At 62.5% G+C, this 24682-nt stretch carries 25 protein-coding genes; 14 read left to right on the top strand and 11 right to left on the bottom strand.

Annotated elements, in window-relative coordinates; all coding sequences use genetic code 11:
* Nucleotides 1-11: 11 nt before the first annotated feature.
* Nucleotides 12-449 (top strand): hypothetical protein, encoded by a 438-nt coding sequence (locus tag VGO12_RS18215; RefSeq protein WP_414650745.1) that lies wholly within the window; start codon nucleotides 12-14, stop codon nucleotides 447-449.
* Here VGO12_RS18215 and VGO12_RS18210 read toward each other — a convergent pair.
* Entirely contained in the window at nucleotides 446-1111 is a 666-nt protein-coding gene (locus VGO12_RS18210; protein ID WP_327514147.1) for a response regulator transcription factor, read from the bottom strand. The two genes, VGO12_RS18215 and VGO12_RS18210, sit on opposite strands and share 4 nt — an antisense overlap.
* 5 nt (nucleotides 1112-1116) lie before the next feature.
* Nucleotides 1117-2499 carry a sensor histidine kinase gene (locus tag VGO12_RS18205; RefSeq protein ID WP_327514146.1) on the bottom strand — a complete coding sequence of 461 codons (1383 nt, stop codon included), beginning with the start codon at nucleotides 2497-2499 and terminating at the stop codon, nucleotides 1117-1119.
* Nucleotides 2500-2770: 271 nt separating this feature from the next.
* On the opposite strand from VGO12_RS18205, the gene VGO12_RS18200 reads away from it, so the two are divergent.
* The 7 genes from VGO12_RS18200 (at nucleotide 2771) to VGO12_RS18170 (ending at nucleotide 9218) form a co-directional block, all read left to right on the top strand.
* On the top strand, nucleotides 2771-3493 hold the full coding sequence (locus tag VGO12_RS18200) for a hypothetical protein (protein ID WP_327514145.1): 723 nt from the start codon (nucleotides 2771-2773) through the stop codon (nucleotides 3491-3493).
* A gap of 75 nt (nucleotides 3494-3568) precedes the next feature.
* Complete coding sequence (locus tag VGO12_RS18195; RefSeq protein WP_327514144.1) at nucleotides 3569-4336, top strand: EAL domain-containing protein; 768 nt, start codon at nucleotides 3569-3571, stop codon at nucleotides 4334-4336.
* A 327-nt stretch (nucleotides 4337-4663) separates the two neighbouring features.
* On the top strand, nucleotides 4664-4960 hold the full coding sequence (locus tag VGO12_RS18190) for a hypothetical protein (RefSeq protein ID WP_327514143.1): 297 nt from the start codon (nucleotides 4664-4666) through the stop codon (nucleotides 4958-4960).
* A 291-nt stretch (nucleotides 4961-5251) separates the two neighbouring features.
* Complete coding sequence (locus VGO12_RS18185) at nucleotides 5252-5632, top strand: hypothetical protein (RefSeq protein WP_327514142.1); 381 nt, start codon at nucleotides 5252-5254, stop codon at nucleotides 5630-5632.
* A 75-nt stretch (nucleotides 5633-5707) separates the two neighbouring features.
* Entirely contained in the window at nucleotides 5708-6382 is a 675-nt protein-coding gene (locus VGO12_RS18180; protein WP_327514141.1) for a response regulator transcription factor, read from the top strand.
* Complete coding sequence (locus VGO12_RS18175; RefSeq protein ID WP_327514140.1) at nucleotides 6379-7857, top strand: HAMP domain-containing sensor histidine kinase; 1479 nt, start codon at nucleotides 6379-6381, stop codon at nucleotides 7855-7857. The genes VGO12_RS18180 and VGO12_RS18175 overlap by 4 nt, the downstream gene beginning before the upstream one ends.
* Nucleotides 7858-7973: 116 nt before the next feature.
* Nucleotides 7974-9218, top strand: a complete 1245-nt coding sequence (locus VGO12_RS18170; protein WP_327514139.1) for an adenylate/guanylate cyclase domain-containing protein — start codon at nucleotides 7974-7976, stop codon at nucleotides 9216-9218.
* A gap of 95 nt (nucleotides 9219-9313) precedes the next feature.
* Here the strand turns inward: VGO12_RS18170 and hutC are convergent, their stop codons facing one another.
* Complete coding sequence (gene hutC / locus VGO12_RS18165; protein ID WP_327514220.1) at nucleotides 9314-10093, bottom strand: histidine utilization repressor; 780 nt, start codon at nucleotides 10091-10093, stop codon at nucleotides 9314-9316.
* 129 nt (nucleotides 10094-10222) lie between these two features.
* On the bottom strand, nucleotides 10223-10399 hold the full coding sequence (locus VGO12_RS18160; RefSeq protein WP_327514138.1) for a hypothetical protein: 177 nt from the start codon (nucleotides 10397-10399) through the stop codon (nucleotides 10223-10225).
* Between the two features lie 296 nt (nucleotides 10400-10695).
* On the opposite strand from VGO12_RS18160, the gene repA reads away from it, so the two are divergent.
* From repA to VGO12_RS18135, 5 genes are all read left to right on the top strand, one after another.
* Nucleotides 10696-11892: a plasmid partitioning protein RepA gene (gene repA, locus VGO12_RS18155; RefSeq protein ID WP_414650744.1), complete on the top strand. Its 1197-nt coding sequence runs from the start codon at nucleotides 10696-10698 to the stop codon at nucleotides 11890-11892.
* Nucleotides 11893-11895: 3 nt separating this feature from the next.
* Nucleotides 11896-12903, top strand: a complete 1008-nt coding sequence (gene repB, locus VGO12_RS18150; RefSeq protein WP_327514136.1) for a plasmid partitioning protein RepB — start codon at nucleotides 11896-11898, stop codon at nucleotides 12901-12903.
* Between the two features lie 154 nt (nucleotides 12904-13057).
* Nucleotides 13058-14338 carry a plasmid replication protein RepC gene (gene repC / locus VGO12_RS18145; protein ID WP_327514219.1) on the top strand — a complete coding sequence of 427 codons (1281 nt, stop codon included), beginning with the start codon at nucleotides 13058-13060 and terminating at the stop codon, nucleotides 14336-14338.
* Between the two features lie 422 nt (nucleotides 14339-14760).
* Nucleotides 14761-15435 carry an AAA family ATPase gene (locus VGO12_RS18140; protein ID WP_327514135.1) on the top strand — a complete coding sequence of 225 codons (675 nt, stop codon included), beginning with the start codon at nucleotides 14761-14763 and terminating at the stop codon, nucleotides 15433-15435.
* A 93-nt stretch (nucleotides 15436-15528) separates the two neighbouring features.
* Nucleotides 15529-16686 (top strand): RHE_PE00001 family protein, encoded by a 1158-nt coding sequence (locus VGO12_RS18135; protein ID WP_327514134.1) that lies wholly within the window; start codon nucleotides 15529-15531, stop codon nucleotides 16684-16686.
* Between the two features lie 45 nt (nucleotides 16687-16731).
* Here VGO12_RS18135 and VGO12_RS18130 read toward each other — a convergent pair whose 3' ends face one another.
* From VGO12_RS18130 to VGO12_RS18105, 6 genes are all read right to left on the bottom strand, one after another.
* Nucleotides 16732-16947 (bottom strand): hypothetical protein, encoded by a 216-nt coding sequence (locus tag VGO12_RS18130; protein ID WP_327514133.1) that lies wholly within the window; start codon nucleotides 16945-16947, stop codon nucleotides 16732-16734.
* Nucleotides 16948-17000: 53 nt separating this feature from the next.
* A complete protein-coding gene (locus VGO12_RS18125; protein ID WP_327514132.1) occupies nucleotides 17001-17705 on the bottom strand; it encodes a helix-turn-helix domain-containing protein in 705 nt (234 codons plus the stop codon).
* A gap of 79 nt (nucleotides 17706-17784) precedes the next feature.
* Nucleotides 17785-18192, bottom strand: a complete 408-nt coding sequence (locus tag VGO12_RS18120) for a hypothetical protein (RefSeq protein WP_327514131.1) — start codon at nucleotides 18190-18192, stop codon at nucleotides 17785-17787.
* Nucleotides 18193-18382: 190 nt separating this feature from the next.
* Nucleotides 18383-19888: a tripartite tricarboxylate transporter permease gene (locus tag VGO12_RS18115; protein WP_327514130.1), complete on the bottom strand. Its 1506-nt coding sequence runs from the start codon at nucleotides 19886-19888 to the stop codon at nucleotides 18383-18385.
* 12 nt (nucleotides 19889-19900) lie between these two features.
* Nucleotides 19901-20362: a tripartite tricarboxylate transporter TctB family protein gene (locus VGO12_RS18110; protein WP_327514129.1), complete on the bottom strand. Its 462-nt coding sequence runs from the start codon at nucleotides 20360-20362 to the stop codon at nucleotides 19901-19903.
* A 229-nt stretch (nucleotides 20363-20591) separates the two neighbouring features.
* A complete protein-coding gene (locus VGO12_RS18105) occupies nucleotides 20592-21569 on the bottom strand; it encodes a tripartite tricarboxylate transporter substrate-binding protein (RefSeq protein WP_327514128.1) in 978 nt (325 codons plus the stop codon).
* Nucleotides 21570-21958: 389 nt separating this feature from the next.
* Between VGO12_RS18105 and VGO12_RS18100 the strand changes: the two genes are divergently transcribed.
* Nucleotides 21959-23812 carry an ABC transporter ATP-binding protein gene (locus VGO12_RS18100; RefSeq protein ID WP_327514127.1) on the top strand — a complete coding sequence of 618 codons (1854 nt, stop codon included), beginning with the start codon at nucleotides 21959-21961 and terminating at the stop codon, nucleotides 23810-23812.
* 24 nt (nucleotides 23813-23836) lie between these two features.
* Here the strand turns inward: VGO12_RS18100 and VGO12_RS18095 are convergent, their stop codons facing one another.
* Nucleotides 23837-24628, bottom strand: coding sequence for a pseudouridine synthase (locus VGO12_RS18095; RefSeq protein WP_327514126.1), 792 nt, complete (start codon nucleotides 24626-24628; stop codon nucleotides 23837-23839).
* Between the last annotated feature and the right edge of the window lie 54 nt (nucleotides 24629-24682).

The raw sequence follows: 24682 nt of genomic DNA, 5'->3' as shown, positions 1-24682 counted from the left end.
GTTTGAACATCGTGATGCCCCGAACGCCATTTGCCGCAGCCCTCGCGGCCGCTGCTTTCCTATTGGCCACCAGCGTGCCCTATGAACTCAGCGTCACCGCCAATGGCGTCGCGATCGCCCAGGCGACGGCCCTTGCCAAGAACGGGAATAGCGGCGGGGGAAACGGCAATGGCGGAAACGGGGGCGGAAACGGGGGCAACAGCGGGAATAGCGGAAACAGTGGAGGAAACGGGAACAGTGGCTCGAGCGGCAGCGGTTCCGGCGGCAACAACGCCAAGGCCTCGCGTTCCAGCGAAGAGCCGACAGACGAAGGCGCCGGTCGCAGGGGCGGCATCACGGAAGTGATCGAAAGCGGGCGCTACATCATGAAGGATGGTCGCGGCCGCACCATCATCAATCGACGCGCGACCACGGCCGACAAACGCCGCCTGCAGTCGTTTGCACATTAGATATGCGTCCGTGGCGGCTGCGCTTCGCGTGAATCGCGCAGCACCATCGCCGCCTCGGTGCGATTGGCAACGCCGAGTTTCGTCATGATCTGCGTCATGTGATGCTTGACGGTCTTTTCCTGCAGGTCGAGCTCGATTGCGACGTGCTTGTTGCTCATGCCCGCGGCCACCAGTTGCAGAACCTCCTTCTCACGCGGTGTCAGATTGGCAACGAGACTGGATTTGTCTGACGCGGCCGGGGCCGTCCGGCTGGAAAGAAGCTTGGCGGACAGGGCGGGCGCCACGTAACGCTCGCCGGAAGCCACGGTGCGGATGACCTCGGCAAGCGCGCTCGCGCCGACCCCCTTGAGCACATAGCCGGTGGCGCCGCGATCGAGGGCGCGTGTTACGTCGTCACCGTCTTCGGAAACGGTGAGCATGATGATCTTTTGCGACGGGCGGATCTCGAGGATCGCCGGTATGGCCTCAAGCCCGCCTCCGGGCATCGAAATATCCAGGAGCATCACGTCCGGCTCGAGCGTCCTGGCGATCCTGACCGCATCGTCGTTCGAACTGCCCTCCGCGACGATCTCGAACCCTTCGATCTCCGAGAGACTGCGCGTCACGCCCTCCCGAAACAACGGATGATCGTCAACGACGGCAACGCGTATCCCTGCGACCATGACCGTCAAATCTCCCTGATGCTGGTCGTCATGCGGACGGTGGTTCCGTGCGCGCCGACAACAAGTTCGAACGTTCCACCAAGACTCTCGATCCGTTCCCTGAGGCCCGCAAGGCCAAGGCTTGCGGGCTGAACCTTTTCCGGATCGAATCCGGGTCCTGCGTCGGCAACCTCGATCGTGACGCAATCGCCGTCCGCCCACTGCGCGACCCGCTGGCCGACGCCACCGGCATGGCGGAAGCCGTTGTTGAGCGTTTCCTGGACGAACCGGAAAATACAGATCTTTGCTGCCTGTGACAGGCGGTCGGGCGGATTGCTCAGGGAGAGTTCGACCTCCGATCCCGTCCGTTGCCTGTGCGCCTTGACGGCGCGCTGAAGAATTTCCGATAGCCCGGCCGCCTCGATCTGCGGCAGCACCAGCCCGCCACAGATCGTCCTGATGTCCTGCATCGCCTCGTCCAGGCTCGCCTTGATCGCCCCGATCTCGTGCTCGCGCGTTGCGACCGGTATCCTGCTGCTCTTGAAGGCTTCACTGTCGAGCCGCAGGGCGGCATAGGCGACAAGCCGGGCGGGGCCGTCGTGCAGGTCGGCACCGATCCGCCTGAGATAGCCCTCGTTCAGCGCGGTCGCGCGCTGGGATGCCCGCTGCAGGCGACCGCGCAATGTCTCGTTTTGCGCAAGCAGTGTTGAAAGCTCGTCGACTCGCTGCTTGAGCGCATGCCGCTGGCTCTCGATCGTCCTGCTTCCGCGCAGCACGATGGCCGACAGCATGACGAAGAAGGCAAGCGTGAACGCCCCGACAGCCAGCCAGGTATGAAGGCGGGCCCGGTTCAGGCTCTGCTCGAAGTCGTTGGCGACTTCGTGAAACTCGGAAACGGCGACCACCTGCCCCGACCAGGGCTGCAGCACCGGATTATAGATCGCAAGCGCCGGGACGCCCGCTCGCCCCTGCCCGGGCTCTCCATCCGGGTCGAAACGGGCGACCATCTTCCCGGAAAACGCCATCCGCAACTCATCGCCAAGCCCGGTGTTCGTGCCGGTTGCGCTCGGGTCACTTGCGTACAGCACGGTGCCGTCCGCCCGCCAGAGCCGGAACGACAGCAACCGGTCTCCAAGAGCTCCCTGGCCGAGCGTCTCGTCCAGCGCGCGTGCCACTGTCTCGTCAAGCACCTCGTTTCTCTGCATGTCGGGCAAAAGCGGCGCAATCACACTGTCGACATAGAGTGCCGTCGTCGCGGCGGAGTTCCGCGTCACCGCATCCTCGATGCGATTGGAAACGAAAGCGCCGACCAAGAGCATCGCGCCAGCGGCGACCACTCCCCCGATGACCAGGAACTGTGTTGCGAGAGAGTGAGAATTCCAGCGGGTGATGAGTTGACTGAGTTGCACCAGGTCTCTCGGATCGGGCCGCCGGCACGCGGCACGACGATTGTAGCAAGGCTGCGCCAACCTAGCCACTCCCGATCGATGGTCAACCATGTCGCCGCGGCCGCCCATGCCCCCAGACCTTTGAGGTCCGTCCCTCGGACCTAAGTCCTAGACGCTACGGCAATGGTCGGGGGCCGATGGCACCGCTTCGGCCCCGGCGATATCTTCGCCAAATCAAGCGGGCCGCCTTCTTTCTTGAAGACCGACTCATGCCGAAGCAATGGAGAACCTGATGGCTATCAAGAACATCGTCGCCCGGAGCATGCTGACGCTCACGCTGGCCGTAGCACCGCTCTGCGGCGGCACCGCCTGGCTCGTCGAAGCGGCCTACGCCAAGGGCGGCAACGGCGGTGGTGGGGGTGGCGGCAGCGACCATGGCGGCGGCAACGGCGGCGGGCATGGCAGCAGCCACGAAAGCCGTTCCGGCACCGGTCGATCGGACGACGGACGCGCTGGCAAAAAGGCAACCGACGATACCGACGGGCAGTCGCACCACAGGTCGCAGAAGTCCGGCAGCAACGCGAAGGTATCGAGGCCGACAAAGGCAGAAAAGGTTGTAAAATCCACGCCGGTCGTCTCGGATCCTCTGCTCGATCCCGTCGCGGCCCCGGGCGTCACGCCCGGCTTCCGTTCGCTCAACCGTAACTATCACGCCTATCTCAATTCGAACGACCCGAAGATGGCGGCCGTTTCGGCCTATGCGATCGCCTATGCAGAATTCGAAGCCGAGAACGGCGTCGGCGCCATACCGGCGGATCCAGCCCTCAGCGACGAAGCGCTTCGCGAGGCGCTTGCCGGCTTCACCAAGGACGGTGTCGTCACCGACGACATGGTTTTCCAAGCCAAGGATATTCTCGGCGTCGGGCCGGCCGTCGGCAAGATCGACGAAATCCGCGACACGCTCCCACCGCTGTCGTCCGACCTCGACGACCCCGAAGTCGAGCCGGTGCAATGACGGTTCGGCCGGCCCGGCGCCTTTCGCGACGGCCGGCTGCACGCCTTCCTTGCGGGCCAATCTCAGGAATCCCGGATGTACAATCGCGTTCTTGACGTTTTCGATCAGGCGGCAAAAGACGGTCGGGTCGGGTTTTCGCTTCAGCACGTCAACTCCATCGCGGATGTCGGACAGGTCCTTTACTCGGAGTGCCTGGGACGGCTCGTGGGGCCGGACGGCGGGATCCTGGCGGCTAGCGAGTTCATCGGCCACCTGGAGGCGGCCGGTCGTGTCGCAGCGCTCGACCGGCACATGCTCAGCCTCGCCTTTGACTGGCTGGCATGCCATCCATCGGGTGACCTCGGCTGCAACGTTTCCGCCGCGAACATTTCCGACGAGCGCAACCGGGCTCTCCTCCATGACCTGCTGGCCGCAAACGCCCTGCTTGCGTCACGTCTCGTTCTGGAGCTGACGGAAAGCCTGCCGGTCTCGGCTCATCCGGCTGCCCGCCCGTTCCTGCAAGGCGTTCGAAATCTCGGCTACCGGATTGCCCTCGACGATTTCGGAACCGGCTTTTCGACGCCGGAGGCGCTCCTCTCGCTGCCCGTCGACATCGTGAAGATTGACGGCCTCTTTCTGCGCCTCGGCCGCAGCGAGGCGAGGCGTTTCCTTCAGCACATGGTCGGCCTCGCGTCCTGCGTCGCCCCGGTGGTGGTCGTTGAAGGCGTCGAAACCTATGAACAGTTCGAGACCGCGCAGGCAGCCGGAGCCAGCCATGTGCAAGGCTTCCTGCTCTCCGAGCCAACCCTTGCCCCCTTGTTCGGCGGCGCCGTGCACCCGGCCCGGACCAAATATCTGTGCTGATCGCCCGTGAGACGTTCGCCGCAGCCTGACGTTTTTCTTATGGTTCCGGCGCTGTTTCCCAAGCGATTTCGAATGTGGGTCTGTGGCTTGATACCGGTGTGAAGGCGGTGGGTCGCCCAGGAGGCATGGCGCTCCTTCTTCCCCTTGCCTTCATGGTGCCGCTTTTCGGTGGCTTGAGACGCAGCCATGCAGCGCAGGCGCGCCTGCGCTGTCGGCTCGACTTCCGCAAGCAGGATATCCGCCCCGGCCGAACAACCACAATGTAACACGAAAGTGTGCTGGCACCGGCCTCCTCGAAGCCGTGGATGCCGCGCAACGAGCAAGACGATGACATTCAAGAACGGGTTCAAACTCACCTCCAGGGCGAGCCGTCGCCTGCCGACGGAATACTTCGTGCTGCCCGGTATCCAGCACGCCGGTGCGGTGATCGGCTCGCTTGCCGGGCAACCGATCCGCGAAGCCGTGATCGACCAGGATGGCTTGCGCTACCGCTTCGTCGGCGTCGCACCACGGCTTGCGCAAGGCGGCTTCGACGTCCTGGCACTGCGCTCGGGCGAGTGGATCGTGCAGCCCGGCCTGGTCTACGCGGCCGATGCCACGGAAGGCGCACACCGCGCGGCCTGACCGCTGGCAGCCTCCGGCTCACGGTACGTCGGTTTTCGCTCCTGCCCTTTGCCACCGTTTGTCACGCGGCGGTCGTTTGGTTCAGGCGCGCCGGCTGGCCTGATATCTTGGCACATGTATGCCGGGCCGTCGTCCATTCGCAATGTCCCTGTAATCTTGGCTCGTTAGCTGCCGGTCTATCGCTTCATCGTCGTGGATTCGCGTCCGGTCAGATGCAGCAGTCAAACACCTTGGTGGCCGAGGCAGATCAATTCCGCACGCCTGGCGCCACGAGCAGGACCGGGATCCATCATGCTTTTCGCCAAAGGCCGTCGCGCCCTCACATGCCTTGCCGCCGCCGCCGCTCTCCTTACCGGCTGCGCCTCCGAAACGATGAAAAACTACATCGGTCAGCCGGTCGAATCGGTCATCATCGACTATGGCCCGCCCACCAACGTGCTCGATCTCGGCTGGGACCAGAGAGCCTATCAATGGCGCAAGATCTCGACGAATGTCGTGGGCGGCACGTCGAGCGGCGAAATCAGAGACACCCGACGTGGAATGCGCTACGAGGAATACTCGACACCCGGTTACGTCGAAGAACAGGAATGCTTCTACACCTTCTACGCGCGCATGCAGCACGGACGCTGGTACATCACCAATTTCCGTCAGCCGAAGCTCGAATGTGAGTGAGCGTTCAACGCAGGCCGAAAACTCCATGACCGATCAGCAGCGCGAGCGGACGCGAGCGCGCCAGGAAGGTGTAGCATGCGCATCTTGCTTCTCGAGGACGAACCGGAGATGGCCTCTGCCCTGAAGGCCGCGCTTGCGCGGCGTCAGGTGATCGTCGACCACGTTTCGACCCTTGCCGATGCCGAGGCCGTCGCCGAGCTCTGGCCCTACGATGTCGTCGTGCTCGACCGCCGGGTGCCCGACGGGGAAGGTCTCACCCTCATCCCGAAACTGCGGACCCTTGGCGTGGAAGCCCCGGTGCTGATGCTGACCGCACTCGGCTCGATCGACGACCGTGTGACCGGGCTTGACGCCGGCGCCGACGATTATCTCGCCAAACCCTTTGCCGTCGAGGAGCTGATGGCGCGGCTGAGGGCGCTCGCCCGGCGGCCGGTGTCGCTCAAAGCGGAACAGACCAGGGTCGGGCGCCTGATCTACGATTTTCGTCATCGCGAAGCGGCCGTCGACGACAAGCCGCTCGACCTCCTGCGCCGCGAGCGGCTCGCGCTTGAGGCGCTGATGCGGCGTCCGGGGCGAACCGTTCTGCGCTCGACGCTGGAAGAGTCCGTTTACGCCATGGACGACGAGATCGGCTCCAATGCGCTGGACTCGCATCTTTCCCGGTTGCGCCGCAAGCTCGACGAGGTCAGCGCCGGCGTCGAGATCCGCGCCATCCGAAACCTCGGCTATCTTCTGCGCGCAACGACATGACGAAGGCCCGTCCGCGATCGCTGCAATGGGTCCTGGTGCGCCGGCTGATCGTGCTGCAGGCGGTGACGCTGTTCGTGTTCATCGGTCTGATCATCACAGCACTTTTCATCGCCCAACCGCGGCTCGTGGTCGAAAACGAGGCCGCCCTCGATATCCTCAACCGCGCCATCGGACGCGATGCGAACGGCGGGCTGATGGTGCGCGAGACGGAGGAGTTCACGGAGCTTCGCCAGTCCTATCCCCATCTCTGGTTTGTCATTCGCGGACCCGCCGGCGAGATCCTCACGCAAGGAAACGTTCCGGCGCCCTACACCGCAAGCGGCGGCGATCTGCTCCAACGGGTGGAAGGGGCGACATTGCTTTTCGCCGAGGGTGGAACGCTGCCGGACGCGGTCCTGCGAAACGCCGAAACCGACGCCGGGCGGGTCCAGATCATCACCTCGACGGTTACAGCACGCCGCGACAATGAAACGCTGGACGTGCAAATTCACGTCGATGTCGATGTCGCGCGTGACATCGACGGCACGACGACCTGGACGGAAGTGGTGCCCGTGCTTGTCCTGCTTGCGCTTTGTTTCCTGTTGCCCATCGTTCTCGTCATGGGGTTTACCACCTTGATGACGACGCCCGCCGTCATCCGTCGTTCGCTTGCAAGCCTGGTGTCGACCGCCGATCAGGCGGGACGCATCGACATCGACAATCGGGCGGTCCAGCTCGAGACCAAGGATGTCCCGACCGAGGTCGCCCCACTGGTGCACGCCTTCAACAGGGCGCTGGCACGTCTTGGCGAAGGCTATGACCAGCGCAATCGGTTCCTGACCGACGCAGCCCACGAGCTGCGCACGCCGATCGCCATTCTGCGCACGCGCGCCGAGCTTCTCCAGGAAGATCCCGAAAGCGCCCGTCTGCGCCTCGACATCGAACGCCTGTCGCATCTCGCCCAGCAGTTGCTCGACCGGCAGGTGCTGGAGCACGCCGCTGGCGCGCCAGAGGTCATCGACCTTGTCGGCGTTGCGAAGAACATGGCTGCCGACTTCGCGCCGCTTGCCTTCGAAGCCGGCTACGAGCTCGCCTTCGAAGCGAAAATGGCGACTGCGCTCGTCAGCGCGCGGCCACGGCAAGTCGAGCAGGCCACCGCAAACCTGCTGCGCAACGCGATCGAACACGGCGGCGGTTGCGGCACGATCACCGTGCTGATCAACGCTCAAGGTGGCCTTGAGATTCACGACGACGGCCCCGGCATTCCGGTGGCTGAGCGCGAACGGGTGTTCGAGCCGTTCTATCGATTGCGCCCGCGCTCGACCGGTGCCGGTCTTGGGTTGAACCTTGCGCGCGAAATCGCCAGGCTGCACGGCGGTCGCATCGACATTCTCACCGGCCCGTGGCGGGGTACCCGCGTGCGGCTGCAGCTGCCGCTCATCGAGCGCAATCCGGCAGCCGACCGTCCCGCATCCATCCCCTCCCCAATTTTCTGAGCACGCTTTTCAACCGCCCCCTTATCAAGGCGCCGTTGATGCTCCACATTTGCTCCTGTGTTTCGCGAATGCTCCCCGCCTTCTGGCGTCGCGTTCGATCATCATGGAGAATGGCAATGCAGACGCAGGCATCTTCGACTTCAGCTCAAGACGGAAACTGGTCGGCACGACAAAAGAGTGTGCTCGACTGGCTGATTATCGAGACGCGCGACCAACGTTTCATCGACAACATTCTGGTCGAGCTGTGTGAGCGGCTGATGGCCGCCGGGGTGCCCGTTGCAAGAGCGACCCTGCATTTTCGCATCAACCATCCGCAATGGCTCGGCGCCCGCATCCTGTGGCGCAAGGGTCTCGCCGAGGGCGAGATCGATCTCTACGATTACGGCACCCAGAACACCACGCTTTATCTCAACAGCCCGCTTTACGTGATCAACAACGGCGGCGAGGAAGTGCGCACGAACCTGGAAGTGCTGGCGGACGAACACGCCGAAAACTCGCTTTACGTCGACCTGAAGGCTGAGGGATTGACCGAGTACATCGCCTGGCCGCTGGTGCACACCCTCGGCAAGCGCCACGTCGTCACCTTCACCACCGACGTCGAGGGCGGCTTCGAGGATGAGCATGTCGCATTCTTGAAGGAGCTGCTGCCCGCGCTGGCGCTGGTGAGCGAGATCCGGCTCAAGAACCGCTTCGTGCGCACCCTGCTTGAGACCTATGTCGGCCCGCATGCAAGCGAACAGATCCTCGCAGGCGCCACGACCCGTGGCAGCGGCGTCACGGTTGGCGCCGCCATCCTCATCTGCGACCTCAGGAACTTCACCAAACTGTCCGATCTCTGGCCGCGCGACGACGTAATCGAACTGCTCAACGCCTATTTCGACGCCATGTCCGAACCGATCGAACGCCACGGCGGCGAAATCCTGAAGTTCATGGGCGATGGTCTGCTGGCGATCTTTCCGCTCAGCAATCCAGGCGCAGCCGAAAACCTGCTTGAAGCGATCAGCGAAGCGGAGACTGCCATTGCCCTCCTGAACAAGGAAAACTCGGCCAAGGGCAGGGAACCGTTCGGCTATGGGATCGGCGTCCATGTCGGCGACGTGATGTATGGCAATATTGGCTCGCGTCGGCGGCTGGATTTCACGGTGATCGGCCCTGCGGTCAATATCGCGTCGCGACTGGAGAGCCTGACGAAAGAAACGAAACGCCCGGTGCTCTTGTCACGGGCATTCGTGGAGCTGGCCGGCTGCTCTGAAAGCATGGAACATCTCGGCTCCTATCCGGTCCGCGGAATTGGCGAGCCCATCGACGTCTACGCCTTCTCGGGCAACGGACCGACCCCGACCTTGCGCGTGGTCGCCTGAACGTTTCGCCATCGCGTTGTTGTGATTGGCGGTCCTCGCTATTCGCTACGGGGATTGGCAGTTGTCCGCGGACAACTGCCACCACGCGACATAGGCTATCCGATCGGGCTCGGAGCAAACTGCGCGACAAGTTCGTGGCGGTCACCGGGATAGGTAAGGCGCACATGGGTCACCGGCGCGCGGCCGCTCCAGGTGCGCCGCTCGATGACCAGGCACGCGGTGCCGCTCGAGATATCGAGCGCCTGTGCCGCCGCCTTGTTTGCAGCGACGGCCCGGATGCGATGCTCTGCCGTGCTCCATGGCACCTTGCCCAGCAGCCAGGAGCCGGGCGCTGAGGTTTCGAACAATTCCTCTTCGGCTTCCGGAACGGCGGCAAGACTGATCAAGCGCTCTTCGAAGCAGAAAGGCCGCGTTCCGGCAAAATGCCGGCACGTCACCTCGAGAAGCCGTGCGGACATCGGGAGATCGAGCCGATCGGCATCCCTACCCTCGACCTTGCGCACTTTGCGCTCGTCCAGCTCGAACCTGTATTCGAGCCCCAGCGACTGAACCTCGAGCTTGACGTCGTGGATCTCCATGACGGCGGACTGGACCTGGGGAAAGGTCACGTAGCTTCCGGATTTGCGCCGCCGCTCGATCAGGCCGCGCTTGACGAGCTCCGTCAAGGCCTTGTTCACCGTCATCCGCGAGCAGTCGTACTGTTCGGTCAACTCATGCTCGAACGGTATCCGGTGGCCCGGCGGCCATTCTCCCGACAGAATGCGCCCTTCGACGTCGCCGAGGATACGCTGATGCAACGACAGAGTTTGCCCCTGGCTGTCCACAGCGCCGGCGGTAAGGTCATTCGAGACGGGTCGGTCTTGCTTGCTGTCCATGACTGCGAACTTAATCAATTCGCGGTTCCGAAACAGCCCTCCCGTCACAGTTTCGCGCTTTTCCACGACGACCGGTTTGCGGTCCTGTTGACAGCTGTCAACGCGTCGCAATCCCTTTCGTCAGGGCTGTCAGTACAGCAGATGCCAGGGCGTCAGGAACGCGCGCGCCCATTCCTGGTTCCGGTCCGCCTCCTCGCAGTCGGCCTTTTCAGCCGCCGACGGCCGAACATCGGTCTGCTTCTGCCGGATCGCCTTCGGCGGCGGCGGCGCCAGATAGCCGAGGGTCATTCCACCAAGATAGAACATGACGAACCTTCTCGCTCACGGGATCGATAAACACAATCCTGACACAATCTCGCACGCAGTCAATAGTCTATTAAATCTATGCTCTAACAGAATTGATCATGACCCCGTCCCTCTGCTGATCATCCGAGGGCAACAGGCCCTCCACAACCGAGTTGTCCGCGGACAACCAGCCAGCCGCGGCGGCATCGGGTCCGGATCGCTATGCATTTGTAAAACCGCGCCGAATCGGAGCATAGTGCATCTGCGCATATTGTTCCGATATGACGGTTTTTGCGCAGTTTCCGGGGATATCGATGTTGCAGCAGAAAATTCAAAGCCAAGACGTACAGGAGCATCTGCCGACGCTTCTGGCTGCCGACGCTTTGGAACTGGCCCATCAGCTGCAGCAACATCAAAAGAAGATCTTTCCGCCGCAGGCCCAGAAGGCGATGCGTCTTTTCAGTCCGGCCGAGGCTGCAGCCTTCATCGGAATCGCCGAAGGCTACCTGCGACAGGTGGCCTCAGAGGGCCATGGGCCGGCGCCATTGTCAAACGGCCGGCGGATGTATGCGATCGACGACATCGAGCGTATCCGCCGTGTGCTCGACGAAGGCGGCAAGACCGGCAAATATGTGCCGCACCGCCGCGGCGACGAGAAGCTGCAAGTCATATCGGTGATGAACTTCAAGGGCGGGTCGGCCAAGACCACGACGGCTGCCCACCTGGTGCAGTATCTGGCGCTTCGTGGCTACCGGACGCTCGCGATCGATCTCGATCCGCAGGCCTCCCTCTCCGCCCTCTTCGGGCATCAGCCGGAACTGGATGTCGGCGAGGGCGAGACGCTGTATGGCGCGATCCGCTATGAGGCTCCACGTCCGATCGCCGAGGTCGTGCGCTCGACCTATACGGCCAATCTGCACCTTATCCCTGGCAATCTCGAGCTGATGGAGTTCGAGCACGAAACCCCGAAAGCAATGATGACCGGCGGTGCCGCCGAGACGCTCTTCTTTGCCCGCATCGGCGATGTGATCGGCCAGATCGAGAGCTTCTATGACGTCGTCATCGTCGATTGCCCGCCACAGCTCGGCTTCCTCACCATGTCGGCCCTTTGCGCCGCGACGTCGGTCCTGATCACGGTCCATCCGCAGATGCTCGACGTCATGTCGATGTCGCAGTTCCTGTCAATGACCAGCGAACTGATGAGCGTCGTGGAAAAGGCCGGTGGCCGCACCAGCTACGACTGGATGCGCTATCTGGGCACCCGCTTTGAACCGAACGACGGGCCTCAGAGCCAGATGACCGGCTTCATGCGGGCGATCTTCGGCAATCGCATGCTGCAGAATGCCATGGTGAAGTCCACGGCGATCTCGGATGCCGGCGTCACCAAGCAGACACTCTACGAAGTCGAACGCTCGCAATTCGTGCGCGGCACCTATGATCGCGCGATGGATTCGCTCAACCTGGTCAATGGCGAGATCGAGGAACTGATCCGCAAGGTCTGGGGGAGGAAGTAATCCATGGCCCGCAAGAACCTGATCGGTATCTCCGATGACCGGGCCGTGGACGGCGCCGATCTCGAACCAGTTGCCGCAAACCGGCCCATCGCCGGCTTGAACGCCGCACCCCGGACCACGAACCCGGTCGGCGGCATCACCCGGTCCCTTTCCAATATCACCCAGAGGGTCGAGCGGGCTCAGGAACTCGAACGGCAACTCGCCGAGGGGCTCGTGGTCGTCGAGCTCGACCCGGCGCTTGTCGATGCATCCTTTGTCGCCGATCGTCTGTCGATCTCTCCCGACGCACAGCAAAGCCTGGCGGCCCAGATCCGGGACCACGGACAACAGGTCCCGATCCTGGTGCGACCGCATCCGACTGTCGAAGGCCGCTACCAGGTCGCCTATGGGCACCGGCGGCTGGCGGCGGCGCGGGACAACGAAACCAAGGTGCGCGCCGTTGTCCGTGAGCTCAACGATGAGCAGCTGGTCGTCTCGCAGGGCCAGGAAAACAATACCCGCGCCGATCTGTCGTTTATCGAGCGGTCTCTGTTTGCCGCCCGGCTGGAGGATCGCGGCTTTTCGCGCGAGATCATCATGTCGGCCCTCGGTGTCGACAAGGCGGCGCTCTCGAAGATGATCTCGATTGTTCGCAGGCTACCGATAGCGGTGATCGAAGCGATCGGCGCGGCACCGTCGATCGGCCGTCGGCGATGGCTCGAGTTGTGCGAGCTACTGGCACAGCACGGCATGTCGGAAGCGGCAAGCACGTTCACGCGCGGCAAGCGGTTTCAGGAGACAGATCTCGAACGGCGCTTCGACGCCCTGTTCGCATTCCTGAGTACGCCGAGAGCGCGTCCAAGGGCCGTTCCCTGGGTGGCGCCCGACGATACGACCCCGCTCAGGATCCGTGAGACGGACGGCGAAATGACGCTCGCCTTCAGCAGGAAAGCGGCGCCGGGTTTTGCAGATTTCGTGAGGCAGAGGCTCAAATCTCTGTACCTCGAATATCAAGAGGAAACAGGAGACTAACAGAGCAAAAGAAAAAGGCTTCCGAACGACTAGCGCAGCGGAAACCCTTCTCTCGTGTAGCAACTAGAGAATCCCATTTCCGCGAATCGGTGTCAAGAGTTTTCAACGTCGTTTCGGCGAACGGATTTCTTTTGCCTTGGAAAAGGTGAAGAAAATGGATCGTGGGATTGTCACGACGCCCTTCGGGCGGCGGTCGATGACGCTTGGGATGTTGGCAAGCCAACTTTCCAGCGTTTCGCCTGCCGACGATGGGGCCGTCGACAAATGGAAATTGTTTCGAACTATATGCTCTGCCAAGGCCAGCCTTGGTGTGTCTGATCGTTCACTTGCCGTGCTGAACGCACTTCTGTCTTTCTATCCGAAGACCGAACTCGACCGGGCCGGCAACCTCGTCGTGTTCCCGTCCAATGCTCAATTGTCATTGAGAACGCACGGCATGGCCGAAACGACGCTCAGGCGACACCTGACGACGCTGATCGACGCCGGCCTGCTGGTGCGGCGCGACAGCCCGAACGGCAAACGTTACGCCCGGCGCGATCGCAAGGGTGCCATTGGCCAGGCCTTCGGGTTCGACCTTGCGCCATTGATTGCGCGTGCCAGCGAATTCGAAGCGGAAGCCGCCCGGCTGGAAGCGGACCGGGTTTATCTGCAGGCCATGCGTGAACGATTGAGCCTGCTGCGCCGCGACGTCGCCAAGCTCGTCGATCTCCTGCGCCCGTTTGACGGCTTCTACGCTCAGGCGGTGGAAACCCGGTGCCAGGCCGTCTGTGCCACGCTCTCACGCAAGCCCTTGATCAGCGACGTGTCACGCGTCGTGGCCATGCTTTCGACATTGCGCGACGATCTGACTAATCAATTGGAAAAACAGCTGAAAACGGAAAATACGGCTGCCAATGAACGCCAGAATGAGCGGCACATACAGAATACAGAATCCGATTATCCTTCTGAATCTGAAATCGCTGATGAACATGTGGTGGGAGATCTTTCGGCCGGTGGCGGCGCGAAAACCCGGTTTGACGACGGGACGGTTCGGAACACTCCAGGCAAGCAGGCTGCAAGCCAAAGATCGCTCGCTCCTTCGCCCTATCCCCTTCAACAACGGCTCCCGGACGTTCTCAAGGCGTGCCCGCAGATCAACGATTACGGCCCCGCAGGGCGCATACACAACTGGCGTGACCTCATCCAGGCGGCGACGGTCGTCAAGACCATGCTTGGCGTGAGCCCCGACGCCTACGATGCGGCCTGTGTGGTTCTCGGCCCTGAAACAACCGCAACCATTCTTGCCTGCCTACTGGAGAGAGCCGAACATATCCATTCTGCCGGCGGCTATCTGCGCGAGCTCACACGGCGGGCGCAAAGTCAGGCGTTTTCGGTCCAACCAATGCTGTCGGCACGTCTGCGCGCACAACTTGGGGCGTCCGCCATGCCCGGATGAGGCGCCGTATGACAATCGAGACACTCGCGCCCAGTGCCGCCGTTCAGCCCGGCCGCATGTAGCCATCGGCTTGTCTGCGCCTGGGAAATGGAGGACACTGCGAAGGAAGGGATTCGTTGATATCTCTGCTTTAAGATAAGCGGTGTAGCGGTTTCAGGCGCCCCGCATTTATCAGAAAAGATTAGGTTTTCGATCTGTACCGGAAGGGAACAGGATGTTTTGTTCCGTCATGCGGATGGGGATTGGACTTCGCGAGAATTCACCTGGATCCTGATGGGATCAGATGACGCGCCGCATCCCCATCTCGTCCGCGTAAACAGGGCCACGATTGGGCTGTTGACACCTGTCAACACGGCGAGTTCTCCAATTGTGCCCCTCCCCTGCTCACGTTCAGACGTGAGGATTCGACAGAGGAAGGGCGGGTGCCGAAAGACGCGCAAGTCCTGGTGATCAATGGATCAGCCGGCGTTGGAAAAACGACGATTGGCCGTGCGCTCGCCCGGAGAAGCCCGGGTACAATCCACATCTCCGGCGACGCGGTGCGATCATTCGCACCGGCCAATACCCGTGATCATCTGGGTCCCGGCTCGACCTACAGAGCCGCTGCCGCACTTGCCGCGAGCTATCTGGACATGGGCGCAGCACGGGTGCTGGTCGATTATGTTTTCGATCGTGCTGAGACGATTGAGCTTTTCCGCCGTGGCTTGTCGGCAGGTATCGCGTTCCACGTCTTTACTCTATGGGCGCCGCTCGACGAGGTCATCCATCGGGAAACAACGCGAGTGGGCCGGGAACGGATGGGTGATGCCGTGACCAAGACCTATGAGGCGCTGGAACACAATCTGGCCGGCCTCGGCCGGATCATCGCGAATACGGGTTCGCCGAAGAAACGGTCGAGAATATCCTGCGCCAGATGTCGCAGCCGACGGCCGCAGGACCGGTTTGACCCAAGCGGTTGGCCTAGAGCTACACCTGCAACGGCCCATCCCTTTGCTTCGGCAAGAGGAAGGGCGCAGAGAATTGGTGGCCGGCAAAGCAGGACCCTGTTGACAGCTGTCAACGCCTTCCCTCCCGAAAATTCAAACTGTGGGCGATGACGGCAATCCGCCAGTGGACGAAGCCGCTCGATGCTGGGACGGAAACAACTATCATGTTACGTTCCGTTCTTGTCGAAATCATCCTCATTCAAAATGCGATACAAAAGCCCTGATCCCTACCATCCGACCCTGATAGCGCTGATGATTTCGGCGGAGGATGCGCTGGCCCGCCTTGACGAGCGCACCAGCCGGCATGTGGTCGAAGACGGGTATCGCGAGCGCGGCCACTTCTTCGACGCCGCTGCCGCGCTCTGGGTCGCCGGCGAGCTCGTTCATGTCGAAGATCTTGTGCTCCACGACGCCCACATGGATGCCCGTGCCCCGACTCACGAGTTGACGATTGCCCATACCGTGCTTCGCGCCCGTCGACGCATTTGGCTCGCGGAGCCGGGATGGGCACTGACTGTTCCGGGGCTTGCCACGCTTCGGGGCGAACAGGCCGCAGCCGTCGACGGCGGCGCGCCGATCCAGACGCATGCGCTTCGAACGCACGACGCTGCCGGGCCGTCCGGACCAGAACCCGACGACGACGAGCAGGGCAATCCGATGGCCGCCGAATTCGCAGCCATTGACGCCGCCATCGCCCGGTCGCAACAGCTTCTGGATGAGCATGACCAGGACACGCTTGAGTCTGCAGAACGGGCTGCGCTCATCGTCAAGCCGGAGCCGCTTGGACAGCTGGGCCTGCTTTTTGATGACGAATGGGACGAGGAGGCCCGTCTTGCCGAGTGGCGGGAGACGCTGTCGGCCGCCGATCGCCTGCCCCCTTGCCTCGGGGCAGCGCTTGTCTTCGACGTCTGGGACAGAACGGAGCCGCTACGCCGCCAGCATTGGCTTGGTTCGCTGATGGTCGGCGCCTATCTACGGTCGCGCGGCAAGGTTCTTTCACACCTGCTTTCGTTCAACACCGGCCTGAAGACCGTGCGTCACGAACGGCGGCGTTCTCAAGACCCTCTGGTCCGTTGGAGCGCCTTGCTTGAGGCGATGACGATGACGGCGGAGCTCGGGCTGAAGGAGCTCGACCGGCTTTCTCTCGCCCGGACACAGATGGAAATGCGCATCCGCGACCGCCGCTCCAACAGCAGTCTGCCGGCCCTGATCGAGCTTGTGCTGTCGCGGCCGATCGTTTCAGCCGGGCTGGTGGCGCGGCATGTGGGCGTGACGCCGCGCGGCGCGCTCAATCTCGTGCGTGAACTGGGCATTCGCGAAATGACCGGCCGCGGACGCTACCGCGGCTGGGGTGTGCTCTGAATTCTGCCCGGTGCCGGATCGTGATGCCGACACGGGTTTGTATCGTCAGCCCATGGTGATCAGCACCAGCAGCACAAAGATTACCGGCACCAGGGTCAATGCCGGAATGATGATCGCCGGATAACCAAAGGCGACGATGGCGAGCAGCCAGATCAAGGCACAGTTGACGAGAAACAGCACCTTGGCGGTCTGCGATCCCTGGACGGCTTCCTTCAGCATCCAGCCAAACAGCGGGACGTGATAAACGAGTCTTGCGATCATGTGATTTCCTGAATCGAGGGATGTGAAGAATGCCGGGCGAGGCGCTATTGCGGTCAAACTTGCGATGACCGGTTCTCGCGAGCCTGGCGGCGAAGCAGCCCGGCGGTCGCCTCCAGGCGGTCCGGGTCGAGGACACGCATGGTTTTCGGATGGCTGAAGTCGATCAGTCCTTCGCGCTTGAAGCGGTTGAGACAGCGGCTGACGGTCTCGACGGTGAGGCCGAGCCAGTCGGCGAGGTCGGCTCGCGTCAGATGAAGGTGGAAGCTTAGCCGGGCAGGGGCGCCATTGCGGCCCGCACGATTGAACAGGCGCGACAACTCGACCAGGGCGCTGGCCACCTTTTCGCTCGCGGTCTTGCGCCCAAGCAGGGTGGCATGGACCTGCATCCGATGAAGTGTGGTCTTCAGTTCGCGGGCGATGATCGGGTCGCTCCCATTGAGCTCCGCCTCTCCGAGAGGCTCGACGCGCACGATGCTCAAGGTTTCGGCGGTGGCGATGTTGCGCCCGTCGACCGTGAAGCCGAAGAGCCGGCCAGGTCCGAGCACATCGGTGATCTGTCGGCGTCCGTCATTGAGGAGCTGGGACAGGACGACGCAGCCGTCGACGAGGCGATAGAGCGAGCGGTTGCGCCCGCCTTCGTAAAGAAGGGTGAGGTTCTCGCCGACGACACGGTTGCGCACCGCAGGGCGTGGCGACCGGATTACGGCTGGGCGATGCACTGCCGCGTTGGACGCGGCCGATAAAAGGGTTTCAGGCATAAGAGATGTCCGCATGGCGGTGGCAGGGAGGCGTCAAGCCTCGCCGCGATCCCGCGTCCAGGAAGAATGTTGACTGCTGTCAACCGAGACTGAGGGCAGCGGGTGTGGCGCGTGGCGGGCCGCGCGGGCTTGAATTTGGCGATTGAAACAGCGGCTTCGGCGAGACGGCTGCGATGATCGGCGCGAAGATCGCCTTGTCGCGCATCCGTTCCCCGATCGTGTCGTTCGGGAGAGCGATCAACGCCGCGAAGAATCGGCAGGCGCTACACACGTGTTTGTGGGCCGGCTTCCCATTGCCATCCTCGCCTGAGGTCGTCAGGCAGAAGTCCGGCAGCGAACCGTCGGGGAGGGCGTAGAGCGCATAGTCCGATGGGGAGGGCGGGGCGGCAAAGGCCTGCCCGAGATGGGCAAAGCCGAGCAGGAAGAGCGCCACCGCGCACAGGGTGCGCAGAGCTCCAGTCCATCTCGCTTTCGTCCGTCGGGTCATTGCCCCTCAGCTGCCTGTCGCCGCGTTTTCGATAAAGCAGAGATAGGCGGACGGCTTGATAAATCTCAATGTGGCAAACCGCGCAGGGTCAGAATGCCGCAGTCAAAAAAGAACCGCACGTCCCGGTGGGCGTGCGGTTAATTAAGGTATTGATTTATTTGTATAATGTCGAGAAATTGGCGGGCAGCGATCAATCCTCCTCGACAAAGACTTCCTGGCGCTTGGCCTTTACGCTTGGCAGGAACACGACGATGAGCACCAGGGCTGCGATCAGAAGCAGGATGGCGCTGATCGGCCGGGTGACGAAGGTTGTCGGGTCTCCGCGAGACAGGATCATGGCCCGACGAAGGTTCTCCTCCAGCAACGGCCCGAGCACGAAGCCGAGCAGCAGCGGTGCCGGCTCGCAGCGCAATTTCAGGAGCAGGTAGCCGACAAGGCCGAAGAAGGCGACGGCGTAAAGGTCGTAGACGTTGGAGTTGACGCTGTAGACCCCGATCGAGCAGAAGGCCATGATGATCGGAAACAGCACGTAGTAGGGGATCTTGAGCAGCTTTACCCAGAGCCCGATCAACGGCAGGTTCAAGACGACCAGCATCAGGTTGCCGATCCACATCGAGGCGATGATGCCCCAGAAGAGGGCCGGCTGCTCGGTGGCGACGTTCGGCCCGGGCACGATGCCCTGAATGATCATCGCGCCGATCATCAGCGCCATCACCGGGTTGGCGGGAATGCCGAGGGTGAGCAGCGGGATGAACGAGGTCTGCGCCCCGGCATTGTTGGCGCTTTCCGGACCGGCGACGCCGGCGATGGCGCCGTGGCCGAATTCCTCCGGGTGATCCGACACGCGTTTTTCCACGGTGTAGGAGGCAAAGGCCGCAAGGATCGCTCCGCCGCCGGGCAGGATGCCAAGAGCCGAGCCGATGATCGTGCCGCGAACGACCGGCGCGAACATGCGCTTGAAATCGTCGCGGGTCGGCATCAGGTCGGTGACCTTGGCCATCAGGACTTCGCGGGTGCGCTCGTTTTCAAGGTTGCGCAGAATTTCGGCAATGCCGAAGACCCCGACGGCAAGGGCGACGAAGTTCAAGCCGTCGGCATATTCGCGAATGCCGAGCGTGAAGCGTGGCGTGCCGGAATAGATGTCCGTACCGACAAGGCCAAGCAGCAGGCCGAGGGCCACCATCGCCAGCGCCTTGACGATCGATCCATGGGCAAGCGCGATAGAGGATACGAGACCGACGATCATCAGCGAGAAATACTCGGCGGCACCGAACTTGAGGGCGATCTCGGTCAAGGGCGGCGCGAAGACCGCGACGAGGAAGGTGGAGACGGTTCCGGCGAAAAACGAACCGAGGGCCGCGATGGCGAGTGCCGCTCCCGCTCGTCCCTTGCGTGCCATCTGGTAGCCGTCGATCGCGGTGACGGCGGACGAGGATTCGCCGGGCATGTTGATCAGGATTGCCGTGGTCGACCCGCCGTACTGCGCGCCGTAGTAGATGCCGGCAAGCATGATCAGCGAGGACACGGGCTCGAGCTGGAAGGTGATCGGCAGAAGCATGGCGATCGTCGCCGTGGCGCCGATGCCGGGAAGCACGCCGATCAGGGTGCCGAGCAGAACGCCGATCAGGCAGAAGAGCAGATTGGCGGGTGAGCCGGCGGTGACAAAACCGAGTGCGAGATTGTTGAAGAGTTCCATTTTTCCGGTCTCCTAGAACTGGACCCAGGGGCCGAAGCGTTGAAAAGGCAGGCCAAGACCGTAGCTGAACACTGCGACCGAGAAGGCGGTCAGGCCCGCTGAAATCGCGAGCGCCATCAGCGGCGTCATCCGTCCCGAGGCGAAGCAGGCGATGAGTGCGGTGAAGAACAGCGCCGGGACGAAGCCGAGTCCACGCACGGTCAGGCCGAAAAAGACCGGTGCCGGCAGGATGAACAGCATGCCACGCAACGCGATCGCGCCGATCGGCTCGCCCTGGACGCGGGTGGATTGCACGAGGATCACGATGCCGAGCAGCGTCAGGATGATGGCCAGCACCAACGGGAAATAGCCGGGACCCATGCGGAAGGCCGTGCCGAGCTCAAGATTGAAGGCTTGCCAGGCGAAGAACAGCCCGACGACCGTCAGGATGCCGCCGCAAAGCGCATTGGTGGTGTCGAAGGAGAGTGATTTCATCGTATCCCCATGTGTGTCTGGCGGGGTGTCCGGCCGAGGCGTGACGCACGGCTTCCCGCATTGGCATGCCCGGCCCGGGCCGGGTTCGCTCATTGGGCAAGGTCTTGTTGACAGCTGTCAACAGATGGCAGGGGGCTCGATCCCTTGAGGGTACCGTCGAGACCGTTGCCCAAAATCGTAACAGCCGCGCCCCGACAGGGTCGGAGCGCGGCGAAACGGGCAATGGATGTCAGTCGGCGTACTGACCGGCCGCCTCGATCACCGGCTTCCAGCGGGCGATTTCAGCCTCAAGCTTGGCCTTCAGCGCGGCAGGGGTCGCATCGGCTTCCGAGGACGGCTCGGTGCCGAGTTCGCCGAAGCGCGCAACGACGTTCGGATCCTTCAGTGCTGCCTGCAGCGACTTCGACAGGCGCTCGTTGACTTCGGCGGGCGTGCCCTTGGGCGTGTAGACGCCGTGCCAGATGCCGACCTGAAGGTTCGAGAGACCGCCTTCGGCGGTGGTCGGCAGATCCGGGAAGACCTTCAGGCGCTCGGGCGAGGTGACGGCATAGGCCTTGATCGTGCCGCCCTGAATCTGCTTCGTCGTGTTGGTCGTCTGGTCGCACATGATGTCGACCTGGCCGCCGAGAAGGTCGGTCATCGCGGGGCCCGTGCCCTTGTAGGGTACGGTCGTGAGCGGCGTCTCGATAGCGCTCATGAACATCATGCCGCACAGATGCGAGGCAGCGCCGATGCCGGCGTTGGCGACGGTGACGGTGTCCTTGTTGGCCTTGGCGTATTCGACGAGACCCTTGAGGTCGGTCGGCTCGAGGTCCTTGCGGGCGACGATCGTCATAGGCACTTCGGTGACGAGGCCGACATATTCGAAGGCGTTCAGTGTGTCGTAGGCGAGCTTGCGGTAGAGCGTGGCGCTGGTCGCCATGCCGATATGGTGCAGCAGAACCGTGTAGCCGTCCGGGTCGGCCTGGGCCACGCGGCCCGCGCCGAGCGTGCCGCCGGCACCGCCGACGTTTTCGACGATGATCTGCTGGCCGAGATCCTTGGACATGGATTCAGCGACCAGTCGCGCGACCGTGTCGGTCGGCCCACCGGCGGAGAAGGGCACCACCATGGTGATCGAACGCTCGGGATAGCCTTGAGCATTTGCCGAAGCAGCAAAAAGGGAAAGGGCGGCGACAGCGCCGAGCAATGCATTAAGGGTTTTCATCTTTATCCTCCCGGATGAAATATCCGCCAGCCGGCAAGGTTTCCTCCCGCGCCGGTTCTGGGTGCCCCATTTGCAAACGCAACCGCGGCTGAGACAACGGCCTACGCATGCCGCCCGGCGGATTTGTCAGCCGCGCAGGGAGGGTTTGGGTGGAAATGGAAACATGCGCCCTTTCGCGTGGGTGGGTTTCCACCCATTACGCGAGGCCGGTCGCCGGCGCTGTACCGACACGTCTCCCAAGGGACAGGCCCGGGGAGGGCGATCATCTTGCGACATCTTTCCGGATACCCTCCAAGAACTTGTGGTTGAGAACGCGAAGAGAAGATGGTGCTATGGGCGATGCGCAGCTGCGTCACTCGTTTTTTCCCCGATGAACTACCGAGCGCCCCATGTCGATTTCAGATGCGATCTACCGTCCCTTCGAAAGGTTGATCCGGCCGCTCGACATACCCTATCGACCTTTTCCCACCGATGGCCCGGTCACGGTGCTCCTGCATTTCATCGGAATGTTTCGAGGTGTCGTCATCGCCATGGCATTGACGTCGATGGCCGTGGAAGCGATCAATCTGACGATTATCTGGGGGCTTTCCGTGATCGTCGATGGGGTGGCGACACAAGGTGTCGAGCAGTTCGTCGCAAGCCGCTTCTGGTTGTTGGCGTTCCTGGCGGTTCTGATCTTTCCGGTAATGCCGATCGTCTTTTACGTCACCAATATCCTGAATTCGCATACGATCGGGATCAGCATCCCGGTTGCCGTTCAATGGCAGGGGCACAAGGCCATCGAACGGCAGGACCTGGCCTTCTTCCATGAACTCTTCGCCGGCCAGGTGGCCTCGCGCCTCGGGCAGGTCGCCAATGCTGTCCAGCAGCAGATCCTGGTTGCTTTTCAGACAGCACCCCGCTTCCTGCTCCAGATTGTCGGTTCGGTGCTGCTCCTGCTCGCCTTGTCCTGGCAACTGGCACTTCCCGTTGTCGCCTGGGTGATCATCAACGTGTTGTTCACCATCAAGGTCGTACCGGATTTTGTCGAGCGTGCGCGCCGTTCGGCGAAACAGAATAGCCTGATATCCGGGGCAATGACGGACCTCTACGGCAACATCCAGATGGTCAAGCAATTCGCTGCCGAAGACAGCGAGGCGGGCGCGCTGAGAAAGATCATGTCGAAGGCTGTCGGGACGCTGCATCATGAACAGCGCATCTATCGCACGACAGAGCTGGTCGTCATCAGCCTCAACATGCTGCTGTGGCTTGTCATGCTCGGCATCGGCTTCTGGGGCCTCTTCGAGCGGTTCCTGACCGTGGGCGACTTCGTGGCGACGGTCTACATCCTCCAGAGGCTGTCGGCAGGATCGTTTACGTTCCTGCAGATGGGCCAGCAGATTTTCAAGGCGCTTGGCACGATCAAGGATGCAATGCCGGTCATGACGACGCCGCCGACGATCACGGATCGGCCGGGCGCTGAGAAACTCGTCGTGCGGCGCGGCGAAATCCGATTCGAACACGTTCGTTTCGCGTACAAGTCGGACAGGTCGATCTTCGACGATCTGTCCCTGACGGTCCATCCCGGTGAGAAGGTAGGCCTGGTCGGACTGTCTGGGTCCGGCAAGACGACACTCGTCAACCTGCTCTTGCGGTTCTATGAAATCCGGGATGGCGCCATCCTCATCGATGATCAGGATATCCGCGCCGTCAGTCAGGCGAGCCTTCGGCGAAACATCGGCGTGATCGCTCAGGACGTCGCGCTGCTTCACCGTTCCGTGGGCGACAATATTCGTTATGGCCGCCCGGATGCGACAACGGCCGAGATCGAGCAGGCAGCACAGGCGGCGCAAGCCGATGCGTTCATTGCAGACCTGTCCGATGGGGAAGGTCGCACAGGTTACGGCGCCTTCGTCGGGGATCGCGGCGTCAAGTTGTCGGGCGGTCAGCGCCAGCGGGTTTCGATCGCGCGCGTGCTGCTCAAGAATGCGCCGATCCTCATCCTTGACGAAGCAACGTCGGCGCTCGACAGCGAAGCCGAGGCGGCGATCCAGGAGAAACTGAACCTGCTCATGGAGGGCAAGACGGTGATTGCCATCGCCCATCGCCTTTCCACGATCGCGCGGATGGACAGGATCATCGTTCTGGATCGTGGCCGTATCGTCGAGGAAGGCGCACCGGACGTCCTTCTGGAGCAAGGCGGGCTATATGCCCGCCTCTGGAAGCGGCAGACCGGCGGCTTCATTCCGGAGGATCTCGACTGAGACACCGCATGCGTAGGGCTGCCGTCAAACTCCCGTACGCTGCCTCAGATAGGCGATTTCGCCGGCGGTCAGGGCGCGGGTCGCGCCCTTCGGCAGATCACCGAGAGCGATGGCGCCGATCGAGACCCGCAGGAGCCGCAGCACCTCAAAACCGAGAACATCCAGCATGCGCCGGATCTGGCGGTTGCGTCCCTCTTCGAGCTCGATTTCGACCCAGCTGTTCTTGTCGCCGCCGCGCAAATGGACGGCGCGCGCGGCGCGAAGCGTCTCACCGCCTTCTTCCACACCGGCAACCATTCGCGCGAGCTGATCGACTTCGATCTGCCCCTGTATCTGCACATGATAAATCTTGCCGAGATGGGTCTTGGGATCGAGCAGTCGCTGGGCAAGCACGGTGTCGTTGGTGAAGAGCAGCAATCCTTCGCTCGCCTTGTCCAGGCGTCCGACGGGGGACAGGTGCGTGCTATCGATGCCTTCGAGGCAGTCGAAAACGGTCGGCCTCCCTTCCGGGTCGTGGCGTGTGGTGACCAGGCCCCGAGGCTTGTTCAGCATCAGGTAGATCTTCGCTTCGGCAAGCACGGCCTTGCCGTCGACGGCGATGCGATCCTTGTCGATGTCGACCCAGGCCGAAAGATCGCTCGTCCTGCGTCCTGAGATGCTGACGCGGCCCTCCCGCACCAGTTTTTCGGCCTGCGTGCGCGAACAGTATCCAAGCTTGGAGAGCGCGCGGGCTATCGTCACACGCTTGCCGGCATCGGCATCTGCGCCGTTGCTGCGGCTCGCGGTTCGGATGGCTGTCGGTTGCTTTTGCTTCAAGCTCGTGTCTTTCGGATCGTGGAGGTCTACGTCAGTTCTGCGGCTTCGAGGCTA

Source organism: Ensifer sp. (genome assembly GCF_035999135.1).
Classification (GTDB): domain Bacteria; phylum Pseudomonadota; class Alphaproteobacteria; order Rhizobiales; family Rhizobiaceae; genus Ensifer.
The sequence above is the reverse complement of the archived record's forward strand: the minus strand, read 5'-3'. Positions and strand labels throughout refer to the sequence as shown.

Excerpts from the sequence above, each read along its gene's own strand:
- VGO12_RS18210 (WP_327514147.1), bottom strand. The coding sequence starts at position 1,111 with ATGGTCGCAGGGATACGCGTTGCCGTCGTTGACGATCATCCGTTGTTT.
- VGO12_RS18200 (WP_327514145.1), top strand. The coding sequence starts at position 2,771 with ATGGCTATCAAGAACATCGTCGCCCGGAGCATGCTGACGCTCACGCTG.
- VGO12_RS18195 (WP_327514144.1), top strand. The coding sequence starts at position 3,569 with ATGTACAATCGCGTTCTTGACGTTTTCGATCAGGCGGCAAAAGACGGT.
- VGO12_RS18190 (WP_327514143.1), top strand. The coding sequence starts at position 4,664 with ATGACATTCAAGAACGGGTTCAAACTCACCTCCAGGGCGAGCCGTCGC.
- VGO12_RS18185 (WP_327514142.1), top strand. The coding sequence starts at position 5,252 with ATGCTTTTCGCCAAAGGCCGTCGCGCCCTCACATGCCTTGCCGCCGCC.
- VGO12_RS18180 (WP_327514141.1), top strand. The coding sequence starts at position 5,708 with ATGCGCATCTTGCTTCTCGAGGACGAACCGGAGATGGCCTCTGCCCTG.
- VGO12_RS18175 (WP_327514140.1), top strand. The coding sequence starts at position 6,379 with ATGACGAAGGCCCGTCCGCGATCGCTGCAATGGGTCCTGGTGCGCCGG.
- VGO12_RS18170 (WP_327514139.1), top strand. The coding sequence starts at position 7,974 with ATGCAGACGCAGGCATCTTCGACTTCAGCTCAAGACGGAAACTGGTCG.
- hutC (WP_327514220.1), bottom strand. The coding sequence starts at position 10,093 with ATGGACAGCAAGCAAGACCGACCCGTCTCGAATGACCTTACCGCCGGC.
- VGO12_RS18160 (WP_327514138.1), bottom strand. The coding sequence starts at position 10,399 with ATGTTCTATCTTGGTGGAATGACCCTCGGCTATCTGGCGCCGCCGCCG.
- repB (WP_327514136.1), top strand. The coding sequence starts at position 11,896 with ATGGCCCGCAAGAACCTGATCGGTATCTCCGATGACCGGGCCGTGGAC.
- repC (WP_327514219.1), top strand. The coding sequence starts at position 13,058 with ATGGATCGTGGGATTGTCACGACGCCCTTCGGGCGGCGGTCGATGACG.
- VGO12_RS18135 (WP_327514134.1), top strand. The coding sequence starts at position 15,529 with ATGCGATACAAAAGCCCTGATCCCTACCATCCGACCCTGATAGCGCTG.
- VGO12_RS18130 (WP_327514133.1), bottom strand. The coding sequence starts at position 16,947 with ATGATCGCAAGACTCGTTTATCACGTCCCGCTGTTTGGCTGGATGCTG.
- VGO12_RS18125 (WP_327514132.1), bottom strand. The coding sequence starts at position 17,705 with ATGCCTGAAACCCTTTTATCGGCCGCGTCCAACGCGGCAGTGCATCGC.
- VGO12_RS18120 (WP_327514131.1), bottom strand. The coding sequence starts at position 18,192 with ATGACCCGACGGACGAAAGCGAGATGGACTGGAGCTCTGCGCACCCTG.
- VGO12_RS18115 (WP_327514130.1), bottom strand. The coding sequence starts at position 19,888 with ATGGAACTCTTCAACAATCTCGCACTCGGTTTTGTCACCGCCGGCTCA.
- VGO12_RS18110 (WP_327514129.1), bottom strand. The coding sequence starts at position 20,362 with ATGAAATCACTCTCCTTCGACACCACCAATGCGCTTTGCGGCGGCATC.
- VGO12_RS18105 (WP_327514128.1), bottom strand. The coding sequence starts at position 21,569 with ATGAAAACCCTTAATGCATTGCTCGGCGCTGTCGCCGCCCTTTCCCTT.
- VGO12_RS18100 (WP_327514127.1), top strand. The coding sequence starts at position 21,959 with ATGTCGATTTCAGATGCGATCTACCGTCCCTTCGAAAGGTTGATCCGG.